Source organism: Rahnella bruchi, assembly GCF_003614975.1.
GTDB classification, from domain to species: Bacteria; Pseudomonadota; Gammaproteobacteria; order Enterobacterales; family Enterobacteriaceae; genus Rahnella; species Rahnella bruchi.
The window spans coordinates 165297-180535 of the sequence record NZ_QZWI01000008.1; the positions used below are offsets into that span (position 1 = coordinate 165297).

Consider the following 15239-nt stretch of genomic DNA (forward strand, 5'->3'; position numbering starts at 1 on the left):
ACCTCTTACTGCGCTTGTACCCGCAGCTCAGCTGCGGAACGACTACGGTGACCCAACAATGCTTTGACATCACTGGACTTCGGTTTTACCAGGGCAAATTTGGATGCCCATTCCGGCCAGTTCGCCAAAATTTCTTCACCACGAGCCGAGGCGGTCAACTGTACGTGTTCGATGATCAAACCGCGCAGATGCTCTTCATGGATGGCCAGTTCGGCCACTTCCAGGACTTCAACAAGTTCCGGGTTAACGCGTTTGCGGAATTCGCCATCTTCATCAAGAACGTACGCGAAACCCCCGGTCATGCCTGCGCCGAAGTTGACGCCGGTACGACCCAGCACACAAACAATGCCGCCCGTCATGTATTCACAACCGTTATCGCCGATGCCTTCGACGACGGTGATAGCACCGGAGTTACGCACCGCGAAACGTTCGCCCGCACGACCCGCTGCAAATAACTTGCCGCCGGTTGCGCCGTACAGACAGGTGTTACCGATGATGCTGGCTTCGTGGCTGCGGAACGCTGAGCCGATTGGCGGGCGGATAGCAATACGGCCACCGGCCATACCTTTGCCCACATAGTCGTTCGCGTCGCCGGTCAGCATCAAATCAACGCCGCCTGCGTTCCAGACGCCGAAGCTCTGGCCTGCGGTACCGTTGAAGTTAATGCGCACCGGATCGGCTGCCATACCCTGATCGCCATGTTTCTCTGCAATCGCACCGGACAACATTGCGCCGACAGAGCGGTCAGTGTTGCGGATATCAAAGTAGAACGCTTTGCTCTGCTTGGACTCAATGTGCGGAGCAGCCTGCTCCAGAATGTCTTTGTTCAGCTGACCCTTATCAAACGCCGGGTTGCTTTCGGTGCAGTACACCGCTTTGCCTTCATGCGGTGTGGCAGTCGCCAGCATCGCAGAGAGGTCAAGATTGTTTTGCTTGGCAGTGAAACCGTCCAGCTCAGTCAGCAGGTCGGTGCGACCAATCAGGTCTACCAGCTGGCTGACGCCCAGTTCGGCCATGATTTCACGGGTTTCCTGAGTGATGAACTTGAAGTAGTTCGTCACACGTTCTGGCAGGCCGTGATAATGGTTACGACGCAGTTTGTCGTCCTGAGTTGCCACGCCTGTTGCGCAGTTGTTCAGGTGACAAATACGCAGGTATTTACAGCCGAGTGCAACCATCGGTCCGGTACCGAAACCGAAGCTTTCTGCACCCAGAATCGCAGCCTTGATGATGTCGAGACCGGTTTTCAGACCGCCATCCACCTGCAGACGGATTTTATGACGCAGGCCGTTGGCGACCAGTGCCTGTTGTGTTTCCACCAGACCCAGTTCCCACGGACAACCGGCATATTTCACCGAGGATAGCGGGCTAGCACCGGTGCCGCCATCGTAGCCAGCGATAGTGATAAGGTCCGCATAGGCTTTCGCCACGCCGACAGCGATAGTACCTACGCCCGGTTCAGAAACCAGTTTCACCGAAATCATCGCTTTCGGGTTGACCTGTTTCAGGTCGAAAATCAGCTGTGCCAGATCTTCGATAGAATAAATATCGTGGTGCGGCGGTGGAGAAATCAGAGTGACACCCGGCACCGAATAACGCAGTTTCGCGATGTACGGCGTCACTTTGTCACCCGGCAGCTGACCGCCTTCACCTGGTTTTGCACCCTGTGCGACTTTGATCTGAATAACATCAGCATTGACCAGATACGCCGGAGTCACACCGAAACGGCCAGAAGCGACCTGTTTGATACGGGACACTTTATTGGTGCCGTAACGCGCAGGATCTTCGCCGCCTTCGCCGGAGTTCGAACGACCACCGATGCTGTTCATCGCTTCAGCCAGAGATTCGTGGGCTTCCGGGCTCAACGCACCGATAGACATCGCTGCCGTATCGAAGCGGGTATACAAACCTTCCGCCGGTTCAACCTGATCCACAGGGATCGGCTGACCTTTTGGTGTCACTTTCAGCAGGTCACGCAGTGTAGCGACCGGACGTTCGTTAACCAGTTTGGCGTACTTTTTATAATCGTCGTAATCACCGCTGTTCACTGCGGTTTGCAGGGTCGTGACCACGTCCGGGTTGTAAGAGTGATATTCGCCACCGTGGACAAATTTCAGCAGGCCGCCCTGATCCAGTGTTTTGCGTTTCAGCCACGCGCGTTTGGACAGGTTCAGCAAATCCTGTTCGAAATCGCTGTAACCGGCACCGCCGATGCGGCTGACCACGCCGTTGAAGCAGGTGTTGCACAGATCCTTAGCCAGACCGACCGCTTCAAACAGTTTGGAGCAGCGGTAAGAGGCGACCGTCGAGATGCCCATTTTGGACATGATCTTGTACAGGCCTTTATTGATGCCGTTACGGTAGTTCAGCATCACTTCACGGTATTTCTTCTCGATAACCTGAGTGTCGACGAGTTTGGCCAGCGTTTCGTAGGCCAGATACGGGTAAACCGCAGTGGCACCGAAACCAATCAGTACGGCGAAATGGTGCGGGTCGCGGGCGCTGGCGGTTTCAACAATGATGTTGGCATCGCAGCGCAGGCTTTTCTCCACCAGACGCAGTTGCAGCGCGCCGACGGCCATAGGTGCAGGCAACGGCAGGCGGTTTGGGGCGATATTGCGGTCAGACAGCACCAGCAGAACCGCGCCGTTACGCACTTTCTGTTCGCCTTCGTCACAGAGTTTCTGGACGAACTGCTCCATATTTTGTTCTGCCGGATCGTAAGTCAGGTCCAGCGTTTCAGCGCGATAGTGTTTGCTGTCGAGTGTGGTGAGCTGTTTAAAGTCAGACCACAGCAGGATTGGCGATTTGAAGCTCAGACGGTGCGCCTGGCCTTCGGCTTCGCAGAACACGTTCATCTCGCGGCCAATGCTGGTCGCCAGGGACATCACGTGGGCTTCACGCAGCGGATCGATTGGCGGGTTGGTGACCTGCGCAAACTGCTGACGGAAGTAGTCATAAACAATACGCGGACGGCTGGAAAGCACGGCGAATGGCGTGTCATCGCCCATTGAGCCGACGGCTTCCTGACCGTTTTCACCCAGTACACGGATGATTTGATCGAGTTCTTCGCTGCTGTAGCCGAACTGTTTCTGGAACGTTTCCAGTAAGGTGTCTTCCATCTCGCGGCTGCCGACCTGATCTTCCGGCAGGTCTTCGAACGGCACCAGACGCTGAACGTTTTTCTCCATCCATTGTTTATAAGGATGGCGGCCTTTCAGGTCGTTATCGGTTTCCGCTGAGTGGTGGATCTTGCCGCTGCGGGTGTCGATTACCATCAGTTCGCCCGGTCCGACGCGACCTTTTTCGACCACTTCATCAGGCTGGTAATCCCAGATCCCGACTTCAGATGCGCAGGTGATCAGCTTATCTTTGGTGATGACATAACGCGCCGGGCGCAGACCGTTACGGTCAAGGTTACAGGCGGCATAACGGCCATCTGACATCACGATACCGGCGGGACCGTCCCACGGCTCCATGTGCATGGAGTTGAAGTCGAAGAACGCGCGCAGATCGTCGTCCATATCCGGGTTCTGCTGCCAGGCTGGCGGAACCAGCAAACGCATGGCGCGCAGCAAATCCATCCCGCCAGCCAGGAACAGTTCCAGCATGTTATCCAGCGAACTGGAATCAGAGCCGGTTTCGTTCACGAAAGGCGAAGCGTCTTGCAGATCCGGGATCAACGGCGTTTTGAATTTATACGCACGGGCACGCGCCCACTGGCGGTTACCGGTGATGGTGTTGATTTCGCCGTTGTGCGCCAGATAGCGGAAAGGCTGAGCCAGCTGCCAGCGCGGAACGGTGTTGGTCGAGAAACGCTGGTGGAACAGGCAAATTGCTGATTCCAGACGCAGGTCAGCCAGGTCTAAATAGAAACGTGGCAGATCCGCAGGCATACACAGGCCTTTATAGATCGTGACCACGTTGGAGAAGCTGCACACATAGAAATCTTTATCCTGAATGCGTTTCTCAATGCGGCGGCGCGCCATGTAAAGGCGGCGCTCCATGTCACGCGGACGCCATCCGGCAGGCGCGTTGACAAAAATTTGTTCGATACGAGGCAGGGAGGAAAGTGCGATTTCACCGAGTACGTCCGGATTGGTCGGAACGTCACGCCAGCCCACCACGGACAGCGTCTCGTTTTGCAATTCTTCTTCTACAATGCGGCGGCTCGCTTCAGCTTCTTTTTCATCTTTGCTGAGGAACAGCATGCCCACGGCGTAGTTTTTCGCCAGACGCCAGCCACGTTCTTCGGCAATCATGCGGAAGAAGCGGTCAGGTTTTTGCAGATGAAGGCCACAGCCGTCGCCGGTCTTGCCGTCAGCAAGGATCGCGCCACGGTGTTGCATACGGGCCAGTGCGTGAATTGCCGTACGCACGACCTTATGGCTAGGTTCGCCTTCTATATGGGCGATCAGGCCGAAACCACAGTTGTCCCTCTCTTGGGATTTATCGTACAACATAACGTGAACCTCCCCAGGCTCTGCGAGACTCTCACACCAATCGCGAGCGGTCTTATTCACAGAGTTTGTCCGCAATTTCGCGCACTCTTGCGGTGCGTTGATTGCCCGGACATCTCCGTCAAAGGCCTCTCGTGATGGTTCTCACAAGTGGTGGTTGACTTGTTTTAATGAGGGAGTCTTCAATTACTGCATAAATATGACGAGTTGCTCACTCGTCGAGATTGCTTCCAGCGGACTCCCAACTTAGCGAGAAAGCACCATCAGGTCAAATGGCGGATTAACTTATATTAAAAGTGATATAAAAGAGTTTAACTAATTGATATATATTAATTAATTAGCCTTTTTAATGGCATAATGTCGGTGTGGTAAAGCGTCTAAAGTGTGAGCTGACTCACTATAGGAAAAGCTTCAGATCTCCGCACCGTGCTGGCAGGTGGTTATTTACCAGTATTTTATACTGGAAAACTCTGCGGGCATGCGGTTTGTCACTGTTTTTAACCTGATAGTAATAATGTGTCTGAGTGATGTTTGTAATAAGAATTATTCATATTGCCGCGAATGACTTTATTTGCAGTAATAATGAATAGTTATGCCTGCGCGAAAGGCGCCGAGAGAGAAAGAATTCGGAGGATTGAAGGAAAAGATGTTAGCCACACGGCATTTGGCAACTTTATCAGCCTGATAAAGCCGGCCGATATTAATAATATCACCCTGCAAAATAGTCAATAACTCTGCCCTTATTTCCTGCATTGCACCATGACCAGCCCTTGTACGGTGCATCTCACAAACTTCATGCTCAATGATGACCCTGCCATCACGCAGGGGAGGTTTTGCGGTATGATTCAGGCGTCTTCGTTTTAAGGGAACCGTTATGAAGCAAATCCGGGTTTTAGCGCAGTATTATGTCGATCTGATGGTCAAGCTGGGGTTAGTGAGATTCTCACTGCTACTGGCGTCTGCGCTGGTGGTACTGGCCATGATCGTCCAGATGGCAGTCACCATGCTCCTGCGCGGGCAGGTTGAAAGTATCGACGTCGTTCGTTCCATCTTCTTTGGTTTGCTGATTACGCCCTGGGCGGTGTACTTCCTGTCGGTGGTGGTCGAGCAGCTTGAAGAGTCGCGCCAACGTTTAGCGCGGCTGGTCGATAAGCTGGAAGAAATGCGCCATCGCGACCTCGAACTGAATCAGCAACTCAAAGACAACATCACTCAGCTGAATCAGGAAATCGCCGATCGTGTGAAAGCGGAAGAAGCGCGTCTGGCCGTGGTCGATAAACTGAAACTGGAAATGCAGCACCGCGAACAGGCGCAGATCGAACTGAGCCAGCAATCTGCATTATTACGCTCTTTCCTCGATGCCTCGCCGGATCTGGTCTATTACCGTAACGAAGACAAAGAGTTCTCGGGCTGTAACCGTGCGATGGAATTGCTGACCGGTAAAAGTGAAAAACAGCTGATCGGCCTGACACCTGACGATGTTTATACCCCGGACATCGCCGAAAAAGTGGTTGAAACCGACGAGAAAGTGTTCCGCCACAACGTTTCCCTGACTTACGAACAATGGCTGGTGTATCCGGACGGGCGCAAAGCCTGCTTTGAACTGCGTAAAGTGCCGTTCTATGACCGGATTGGCAAACGACATGGTCTGATGGGCTTTGGGCGCGATATTACCGAGCGTAAGCGTTATCAGGACGCGTTAGAGAATGCCAGCCGGGAGAAAACCACCTTTATCTCCACCATCAGCCATGAGCTGCGTACGCCGCTTAACGGTATTGTCGGGCTGAGCCGCATTCTGCTCGATACTGAGCTGGATAAAGAACAGCACAGCTATCTGAAAACCATTCACGTCAGCGCGATCACGCTCGGCAATATCTTCAACGACATTATCGAAATGGACAAAATCGAGCGCCGCAAAGTGCAGCTTGATAATCAGCCGGTTGATTTCACTGAATTCCTGTCAGACCTGGAAAACCTTTCCGGCCTGCTGGCACAGCCGAAAGGGCTGAAATTCGTGATGGAACCGGATCTGCCACTGCCACGCAGTATTACCACCGACGGTACACGTTTGCGTCAGATCCTGTGGAATCTGATTGGCAATGCGGTCAAGTTCACCCGTGAAGGGGAAATTGTCCTGAGCGTGCATTACGAACCAAACGACATGCTGCGTTTTGTGGTGCGCGATTCCGGAATGGGGATCCCGCAGGACGAACAGGACAAAATTTTCGCCATGTATTACCAGGTGAAAGACCAGAATGGCGGCAAACCAGCGACCGGTACGGGCATCGGCCTGGCGGTATCAAAACGTCTGGCACAGACGATGGGCGGCGACATTACCGTCAGCAGCGTACCGGGGCAGGGTTCCAGCTTCACGCTTACCGTGCGCGCGCCTAAACTGGATGCACCAGACGAACAGGTCGACGAAGAAGAAGATATGCCTCTGCCTGCGCTGCATGTGCTGCTGGTTGAAGATATCGAGCTGAACGTCATCGTGGCACGTTCGGTACTGGAGAAGCTGGGTAACAGCGTCGAAGTGGCGATGAACGGGCACGATGCGCTGGAGATGTTTGATCCTGACGAGTTTGATCTGGTGTTGCTGGATATTCAGTTGCCTGACATGACCGGGCTGGATATCGCCCGCAAGTTACGCACTGATTACGCCGGTAAACATCTGCCGCCGCTGATTGCGCTGACGGCAAACGTACTTAAAGACAAAAAAGAATACCTTGATGCAGGAATGGACGACGTGCTGAGCAAGCCGCTGTCTGTTTCCGCGCTGACTGCGATGATTCAGCAGTTTTGGGATCATCAGCCTGAAGTTTCCGTTTCTGAAAAGGAGCCTGTAGTGATGAAAGACAGCGAATCGTTGCTTGATACCGCCATGCTTGAGCAGTACATCGATCTGGTTGGCGCGAAACTGATTTATCAAAGTGCAGACATGTTTGAAAAGATGATGCCGGGTTATCTGGCGGTGCTTGATTCCAACATGACGGCGCGTGACCAAAAAGGCATTGCAGAAGAAGGGCACAAAATCAAAGGCGCTGCGGGTTCCGTTGGACTGAAGCATTTGCAGCAACTGGCGCAACAGATCCAGACCCCGACACTGCCGGCATGGTGGGACAACGTTCAGGAATGGATTGATGAGCTGAAGGCCGAATGGCGTAATGACATCAAAGTTTTACGCGACTGGACTGCAAACGCTGAAAAAAAATAACCCCAGCCGAGGCCGGGGTGCGCGAATACTGCGCCAACACCAGGGAAAGAGGTAACCCACGATAGTTTTTAGGGTTCGGTTTTCGCAGGTCTTGGAATTCAGTCTTAAAGTCTAATACATCCTGTAGCAATCAACATAACAAATATAAGCAGAACTGTTACAACATTCATTAAAAACTGTGATGTAGATTAGTCTTTGTCTATACAAAACATCAAGCCTTTATCGCAGGATTTTTGACAGAATACAAATGAAGCATGTTGATGTTGTATTGGCGACATGCAATTTTGCTTATCGAAGTGAACAATCACAAGCTATGTAGCCAGTGGTTTTAAAACATATACGGCTATGAAACCGGTTCTATAAACCGCAAAATCACTGGCAAGTTACTGTAATTCATCGTTTATGCATGATTTTTAGCAAAATGGCCTTTCAGGGGCGAAAAGAGATCTGAAATTTATTTTAAATGAAAAAATTTCACTTAGGTAACTGCGCTTTTTGTCTGACAAAAAGATGTACACGCTACTGATTTTTTATGGTTTACAGGAGCCGGATTTGACTTAGGAGGTCGGTTGCGACGGAATAATCGATGAGAATTTATTCACTTTTCCAATCGCAACTCATAAGAAATGCTTACGCATTGATTATGGCTCCATTCACAAATATTTTACTTTTTCGTTTAAAAATTCACCGGCATGAAAAAAGTAAGAATTTCAGGTCCTTTGACGGAACCCCTTGATGGCAGTGAGGAAATCGGAATTTTCCGCTCTGGATGTAAGCAAAAGTTTCATTCATATTGCTCAATTGTTAGCAATGTTGCTGTACATTTCGCTAGCCTGATCTTGCGGGTTATTATTGAGATTGATTAGATGGTCGGATGTGTTGTGGAAAACGCTAAATGAATAAAATTACTCGAAAGGGTCACTTGCGCAGACCAGTATTGTGGCTGAAACGTGCGCTGATACTGTTACTCTGCTTATGGGTAGCGGGCATTCTTCTTTTTTCATTTCTACCGGTACCTTTCTCCGCAGTCATGGTGGAGCGGCAGGTTTCAGCCTGGCTGACCGGTGATTTTGGCTACGTCGCACATTCCGACTGGGTACCGATGAGTGAAATTTCCTCACCAATGGCGCTCGCGGTGATGGCCGCTGAAGATCAAAAATTCCCGGAGCACTGGGGTTTTGATGTGGATGCTATCCAGTCCGTTCTGGACAAAGATGGCGGCAAAATGCGCGGTGCCTCGACGTTATCCCAGCAAACTGCCAAGAATTTGTTCCTTTGGGACGGGCGCAGCTGGGTGAGAAAAGGGCTGGAAGCGGGGCTGACAGTCGGAATCGAAACAGTTTGGACTAAACGCCGCATTCTGACGGTATATCTGAATATCGTGGAATTTGGTGACGGCGTATTTGGTGTGGAACAGGCTTCACAGCATTTCTTCCACAAACCAGCCAGTCGTCTTACCGCCTCTCAGGCGGCCTTGCTGGCGGCGGTGTTACCTAATCCTCATCTGTTCAAGGTGAATGCTCCTTCCGCTTATGTACTGCGTCGCCAGCAATGGATACTTCGCCAGATGAGTCAGCTTGGCGGTGAGTCTTTCCTGCAAGAGCATAAACTTCATTAGCAGCCGACGTTTTTGCGAAATAAAAAAGGACAGCCCGGAAGCTGTCCTTTTTCGTTGTAGCGGGCTGAATCTTAATTATTTAACGTAAGTGAACGCCGTTGTGACGTGTTTAACGCCGCTGACGCCAGCCGCAATGCCAGCCGCCGATTTACCTTCTTCCTGAGTGACCAGACCCAGCAGGAAGACTTCACCGTTTTCAGTGGTGACTTTCACGTTAGAGGATTTCACAGAATCGCTGGTCAGTAACTGAGAGCGGACTTTGGTAGTGATCCATGTATCCGTTGACGCGGTGCCCATGCTGACTGGCTTGCCTGTACGGATCTCGTTATACACTTCTGTCGCACCGTCTACACCCACAGCAATCTGTTTGGCGCGGGCGGCCATGTCAGGTGTTGGTGTCTGACCGGTCAGCAGGACTTTACCCTGATAGGCAGTAGCCACAATACGGGCTTCATCTTTCAGCTGTTTGTCTTTACTGATAGCGTTGGAAACACGGGCTTCCAGAGTGCTGTCATCAACCTGAGTACCCACGGTACGCGGGTCAGTGGTCGTTTTAGTGGCCACGCCGGCCACGCCAACCACAGCTGCTGCAACACAGCCTTGTAAAAGAAGGGCGCTTAACAATACAGCAAAGAGAGGACTCGCCTTCATTGGATCTCCTTAATCGTCCTGGTGTGGGAACAGCGTATTATCTATCAGGTCACAGAGGCAGTTCACTGTGAGCATATGCATTTCCTGAATACGGGCGCTGCGATGAGAGGGAATACGAATCTCAACATCGTGTGGGCCCAGTAAACCCGCCAGTTCACCGCCGTCATAACCCGTCAAAGCGACAATCGTCATATCGCGGGTTACCGCTGCTTCAACGGCTTTGACAATATCACGGCTGTTGCCGCGGGTCGAAATAGCCAGCAGAACATCACCCGCCTGACCTAAGGCGCGCACCTGTTTGGCATAGATTTCATCATGCAAGCGATCATTCGCAATCGCGGTCAGCACAATGTTATCTGCACATAGTGAGATTGCAGGAAGGCTCGGACGTTCAGTTTCAAAACGATTAATCAGACTGGCGGAAAAATGCTGAGCATTCGCCGCAGAAGTGCCGTTGCCGCAGCACAGAATCTTATTGCCGTTGAGCAGCGATTGCACCAGCGTCATCGCGGCGCGCGAAATCGCGTCAGGCAAGGCTTCTGCCGCTGCAATCTGAGTTTGGATACTTTCTGTAAAGCAGACTTTGATTCTATCCAGCACGGGTTTTCGTCCAGTCAGTCGTCGTAATATTTATTCCGCATTGAATGCATCACGCAGCCATTCTATCTGGCTGCCGGTGATAGCTAATACATCAAAACGGCAAGATGATGTGTCAAAGCTTGCATTCTTTCCTGCAAGCCAGAAAGACGCCGCGCGTAACAGGCGCTGCTGTTTTTGAACTGTCACGCTGGCCGCCGCACCGCCAAAATCAGCGTTACGCCGGTAGCGGACTTCTACAAACACCCAGGTTTGCTGGTCACGCATGATAAGGTCAATTTCACCTGCGCGGCAGGCCACGTTGGCGGCCACGAAGATTAACCCGGCTCTTTCAAGATAACGTCGGGCAAAGGCTTCGTACTTATCGCCACATGCCCGCGTCTTAGACAAAAAATTGTTCATTAGTACGTCCCTGTACCTGCCATGGCTGAGCATTCCCGGCTCAGCGGCGCGGTCAGGTTTCTCTTATGAAGAAACCGGCACCAGCGAACCCTGGCGGTATTGCAGCCACGGCAGTTTGCGATGAATAACGCAATTCTCATTGGCGCTCAGGTCGCCAGTGCTGCCGGAAACCTGGAAGCCAGGCAATGTGCGCATCTGCGAGAAGTGATTCGCCAGACTCCAGGCATCAATCCCCATCGCGTAGAGGCGAACCAGCGAGTAGTCGTTACCGAATTTTGCAGCGGCCTGCTGCATCAGCGCCGGGTTGACACCCGCCAGCAATGGAATATCGCTGAACTGCACGCCTTCCATTTCCAGACGATAATCCGGACCTGCACCTGCCTGATAGCTGCGGGAACTGGCGTAAACGGAAGGATGCACGCGGCCATTTACGGCCAGATCCAACATCGGTTTAATCAGTGTCAGTTCACTTTGCGTTGCCACAACATAAACGGAATCCACTGCGCCGCCGGAGCTGCCCTGAGTAATCTGCGCATCGGTTGGCGGAGCCGGAATGGTGATCCCACCAATAGTGACGCCCTGCGATTGTGCCGGTGCGGCTGCATCGGTGGCGATAACCGGTGTACCGGTCAGACGGATACCACTGCCGATAGAAGAACGTAATTCGCCGGCTGAGCCGAGACCTTGTTTCAGCACGGTCTGGCCACCCAGTTTTTGCCATTCGTTAGCAAAAGCCTGCGCGATACGGTCACCAAAGTTGCCTCGCGGAACCAGTAACAGCGGCATACGTTTTTGCTCCGCCCACATGTGGCGCGCGGCGTCCTGCGCTTCGTCTTCCGGCGAGAGCGCAAAGTAACAGATATTCGGGCTGTTTTTCTCAGTTTCTGGCTGATTAAGCGCTAAAACATTCAGCGGAGTCTGATCTGAAGAGAGTTCGTTGACCTGATCTTTGAGCAGCGGGCCGACAACCAGCGTGGCGCCATCTTGCTGAGCCTGTGTCAGAAGCGCGGCCAGCGGCTGACCATTGGTGTCATACACTTTCACCTGCGCATTGCTGCTGGCGACAGGCGCTGTCACTGCTGGCGTTGCAACAGGCTGTGCCTGAGCGGGATCGGTCTGCGGCTGGCTGGCATCCGGTGCGGAAGTACTCACCGCTGCGTTCGGATCTGCCGGTGGCTGCGTTTGTGTATTCGGGTCAGCAGGCGTCGCTTGCGGGGCTGGCTGGCTTAGCTGACCGTTCATTGCCGCGTTGAAACCTTGCGAAATTGCATTCCCGTAAACCTGCGCAGGGCCGCTCATCGGCAGGAAAAGCGCAATTTTGCCGGTGGAGGCAGGCTGGAAATTCAGCACATTGTTCAGCTGTGTCGGCAGGGTTTTCGCTGCCGGGTTCACCGGATAACGACGCTGCCAGTCTTTGATCCCGGCTTTCAGCAGATCAGGATCCTGCTTGTTGCTCTGCCAGACACTCAGTAAATCCAGCCATCCCTGCAAGGTGTTTTCGTCGGCATTAATCACAATGCTGTTGACGTCCTGCGCGGACATTTGCGTCAGCGCTGTCCAGGTCTGGTCAATGTTGTCCTGATGCAGTTTGCCCTGCACCAGCGGTTCCTGAGCGATGTACGCGCGGATCAGCCCGAGGCTGGTGCGTCCCTGACTGGCATCGATTTGCGCCTGATAGTAACGCGCTTTCTGATCGTTGGTCAGATTGCCTGGGTCTATCTGGCTCAGACTGGTGGCAGCGGCCTGATAATTTTTCTGGGCTACCTGCACTTCCGCGCTGGTCAGTTGCTGTTCGCGTGTTTGTGCGGCGGTCAGATTTTGCGGCACTTTAGCCAGTTGTTCCGCCGCCTGAGGCACTTTGCCTTCGCGTATCAGGGCACGCACTGCAAGCAATTGCCAGTCAGCCTTGTTATCATCACCGCTTTGCTGTGCCTGTTGCAGATAATAGTCAGAGCTGCCGGACGCTGCGCCCTGGACACTTTCAGTGGGTGCTTGTGGCGCCTGACCGGAACAGCTGGCGAGAAGCATCGCCACAATAATGGCAGGGAGTAAACGTCCCGAACGGGTACGAAAGGTCATTGAGGAAGGCATTCAGTTTCCAGTGATGTTTTTTCAAGATGCTCAATATTAAATCGGCAATCCGGATGAAACAATGAATCAAGACGATCAAGCAGATATTTCTGCCTCAACGCTGTATATCGTACCGACGCCAATTGGCAATTTAGGGGATATTACCCAACGCGCGCTGGCCGTACTGAACAGTGTAGATTTGATTGCCGCAGAAGACACCCGCCACACCGGATTGCTGCTGCATCATTTCGCAATCACCGCCAAAATGTTTCCGCTGCATGATCATAATGAACAGCAGAAAGCCGAGCATTTACTGGCGAAATTGCAGGAAGGACAGACCATCGCGCTGGTATCCGATGCCGGTACGCCGCTGATCAATGACCCCGGTTATCACCTGGTGCGTCGTTGTCGTGAGGCGGGTATTCGCGTGGTGCCGTTACCGGGTGCCTGTGCGGCAATCACCGCGTTGTGCGCCGCCGGTTTGCCTTCCGACCGTTTCTGTTACGAAGGATTTCTGCCAGCCAAAACTAAATCACGCAAAGATACGTTGCAGGCGTTAATCGAAGAACCGAGAACGCTGATTTTCTACGAATCTACTCACCGCCTGCTCGACAGCTTACAGGATATGGTCGAAGTGTGGGGGCCGCAGCGTTATGTGGTGCTGGCGCGTGAGCTGACCAAAACCTGGGAAAATATTCACGGTGCGCCGGTGGGCGAACTTCTGGCCTGGGTGCAGGAAGTGGAAACACGCCGGCGTGGTGAAATGGTGTTGATTGTTGAAGGCCATAAAATCGACACCGAAGCCTTACCGGCAGAAGCACTGCGTACTCTGGCGCTGTTGCAAAAAGAATTGCCACTGAAAAAAGCCGCCGCGCTGGCCGCGGAAATCCACGGTGTGAAGAAGAATGCGTTGTATAAATACGCGCTTGATGAGCAAGAGGGTGACAAATAGGGCGTAATACCCTATCATCCGCCGCGGAGTTGACCAGACAGTCGCCGCTTCTTTGCCGTCCCTTTCGGGGGAGACAGAAGGAGGGGAGGAAAGTCCGGGCTCCATAGGGCAGGGTGCCAGGTAACGCCTGGGAAGCGCGAGCTTACGACAAGTGCAACAGAGAGCAAACCGCCGATGGCCCGCGCAAGCGGGATCAGGTAAGGGTGAAAGGGTGCGGTAAGAGCGCACCGCGCGGCTGGCAACAGTTCGTGGCATGGTAAACTCCACCCGGAGCAAGGCCAAATAGGGGTTCACATGGTACGGCCCGTACTGAACCCGGGTAGGCTGCTTGAGCCAGTGAGCGATTGCTGGCCTAGACGAATGACTGTCCACGACAGAACCCGGCTTAACGGTCAACTCCCTCGTCAAAAGGAAGCCCGCGTAGCTAACACTACGCGGGCTTTCGTCTTTCTATTATCCTGGAACTCTTTCCAAAAAATTCACACCGGCATATCAATCAGCAGCGCCCGCAATGGCGTAATGGCCGAAACTACCAGACTGTTTTCCTGATGGATGAATGCGCCATCGCCACAGGCCAGCTTTTGAAGCTCACGGCTGACCGAACCCTGTGCATCTATTTGCCCGTGAATTGATTGCAAATAGGCACGCGGTCCGCGCACCGGCAGCGTGATTTTCTCACCCTCCTCTAAATCGAGATGATGGATCCACACGTTTTGCCGCAGTTGCAGGCTGCCATTTTCACCGTCCGGTGACGCCAGCAGGAAATGCCTGGTGTCCGGCAGCGTCATTTTCTGCGTGAGTGCATTTTCATGCTCGGGGCAGGCATCAAGCCACAGCTGCATCCGTGTCAGCGGCTGACTGACGCTGATGTTCAGTTCGCTGTAACTGACATTGGGCTGTGTTGATAATAATGCCGCTTCACCGGCTTGCGCCCGGATGCTGTTGCCTGCGCTGTCGCGATATTCCGCGGCACCTTGCAGGACGATATTCAGGACATCAACCCGCGGATAGGTGCGTGGCTGGAAACTGGCACCCGGCGCCAGCACTTCCTGATTCAGTACGCGCAGTGACGCATAGCCCATCAGTTTGGGATCAAAGTAATGGCCAAAGGAAAATGTATACCGTGCCTGGAGCCAGCCAAAGTCAGCGGTACCGCACTCTTTTGCCGTTCTGCTGGTGATCATGGCGGTCGCCTCTCTTAAAAATTTCGATGTATAAATGGTAAGCGTCTGGACGTGCGATTGTTAGCCAGTTAATCTGATCGCTATATTCAAA

Annotated in this window: 9 protein-coding genes and 1 other RNA gene; 4 read left to right on the forward strand and 6 right to left on the reverse strand. The window is 52.9% G+C overall.

Going from position 1 to position 15239, the window contains the following annotated elements; all coding sequences use genetic code 11:
• Positions 1-5: 5 nt before the first annotated feature.
• Entirely contained in the window at positions 6-4463 is a 4458-nt protein-coding gene (gene gltB / locus D5398_RS15175) for a glutamate synthase large subunit (protein WP_120508378.1), read from the reverse strand.
• A gap of 871 nt (positions 4464-5334) precedes the next feature.
• Here gltB and arcB point away from each other — a divergent pair.
• Together arcB and mtgA are read left to right on the forward strand one after the other, a co-directional pair.
• On the forward strand, positions 5335-7674 hold the full coding sequence (gene arcB / locus D5398_RS15180; RefSeq protein ID WP_120508379.1) for an aerobic respiration two-component sensor histidine kinase ArcB: 2340 nt from the start codon (positions 5335-5337) through the stop codon (positions 7672-7674).
• 895 nt (positions 7675-8569) lie between these two features.
• Entirely contained in the window at positions 8570-9292 is a 723-nt protein-coding gene (gene mtgA / locus D5398_RS15185; protein WP_120508380.1) for a monofunctional biosynthetic peptidoglycan transglycosylase, read from the forward strand.
• Between the two features lie 75 nt (positions 9293-9367).
• On the opposite strand, the gene dolP is transcribed toward mtgA, so the two are convergent.
• The 4 genes from dolP to D5398_RS15205 form a co-directional block, all read right to left on the reverse strand.
• Positions 9368-9943 carry a division/outer membrane stress-associated lipid-binding lipoprotein gene (gene dolP / locus D5398_RS15190; RefSeq protein ID WP_120508381.1) on the reverse strand — a complete coding sequence of 192 codons (576 nt, stop codon included), beginning with the start codon at positions 9941-9943 and terminating at the stop codon, positions 9368-9370.
• 9 nt (positions 9944-9952) lie between these two features.
• The gene (gene diaA / locus D5398_RS15195) at positions 9953-10543 is read right to left on the reverse strand and encodes a DnaA initiator-associating protein DiaA (RefSeq protein ID WP_104924280.1); all 591 of its coding nucleotides are present in this window, start codon (positions 10541-10543) and stop codon (positions 9953-9955) included.
• A 30-nt stretch (positions 10544-10573) separates the two neighbouring features.
• Positions 10574-10942, reverse strand: a complete 369-nt coding sequence (locus tag D5398_RS15200; protein WP_120508382.1) for a YraN family protein — start codon at positions 10940-10942, stop codon at positions 10574-10576.
• 63 nt (positions 10943-11005) lie between these two features.
• On the reverse strand, positions 11006-13033 hold the full coding sequence (locus D5398_RS15205) for a penicillin-binding protein activator (protein ID WP_120508383.1): 2028 nt from the start codon (positions 13031-13033) through the stop codon (positions 11006-11008).
• 61 nt (positions 13034-13094) lie between these two features.
• On the opposite strand from D5398_RS15205, the gene rsmI reads away from it, so the two are divergent.
• Together rsmI and rnpB are read left to right on the forward strand one after the other, a co-directional pair.
• Positions 13095-13964 carry a 16S rRNA (cytidine(1402)-2'-O)-methyltransferase gene (gene rsmI / locus D5398_RS15210; protein ID WP_120508384.1) on the forward strand — a complete coding sequence of 290 codons (870 nt, stop codon included), beginning with the start codon at positions 13095-13097 and terminating at the stop codon, positions 13962-13964.
• A 25-nt stretch (positions 13965-13989) separates the two neighbouring features.
• An RNA gene (gene rnpB / locus D5398_RS15215) (RNase P RNA component class A) lies at positions 13990-14368 on the forward strand.
• A gap of 75 nt (positions 14369-14443) precedes the next feature.
• Here the strand turns inward: rnpB and D5398_RS15220 are convergent.
• Entirely contained in the window at positions 14444-15148 is a 705-nt protein-coding gene (locus D5398_RS15220) for a pirin family protein (RefSeq protein WP_120508385.1), read from the reverse strand.
• Between the last annotated feature and the right edge of the window lie 91 nt (positions 15149-15239).

What these genes read in the sequence shown, in the direction of transcription:
- gltB (WP_120508378.1), bottom strand. Translation starts at nt 4,463, where the DNA reads ATGTTGTACGATAAATCCCAAGAGAGGGACAACTGTGGTTTCGGCCTG.
- arcB (WP_120508379.1), top strand. Translation starts at nt 5,335, where the DNA reads ATGAAGCAAATCCGGGTTTTAGCGCAGTATTATGTCGATCTGATGGTC.
- mtgA (WP_120508380.1), top strand. Translation starts at nt 8,570, where the DNA reads ATGAATAAAATTACTCGAAAGGGTCACTTGCGCAGACCAGTATTGTGG.
- dolP (WP_120508381.1), bottom strand. Translation starts at nt 9,943, where the DNA reads ATGAAGGCGAGTCCTCTCTTTGCTGTATTGTTAAGCGCCCTTCTTTTA.
- D5398_RS15200 (WP_120508382.1), bottom strand. Translation starts at nt 10,942, where the DNA reads ATGAACAATTTTTTGTCTAAGACGCGGGCATGTGGCGATAAGTACGAA.
- D5398_RS15205 (WP_120508383.1), bottom strand. Translation starts at nt 13,033, where the DNA reads ATGCCTTCCTCAATGACCTTTCGTACCCGTTCGGGACGTTTACTCCCT.
- rsmI (WP_120508384.1), top strand. Translation starts at nt 13,095, where the DNA reads ATGAATCAAGACGATCAAGCAGATATTTCTGCCTCAACGCTGTATATC.
- D5398_RS15220 (WP_120508385.1), bottom strand. Translation starts at nt 15,148, where the DNA reads ATGATCACCAGCAGAACGGCAAAAGAGTGCGGTACCGCTGACTTTGGC.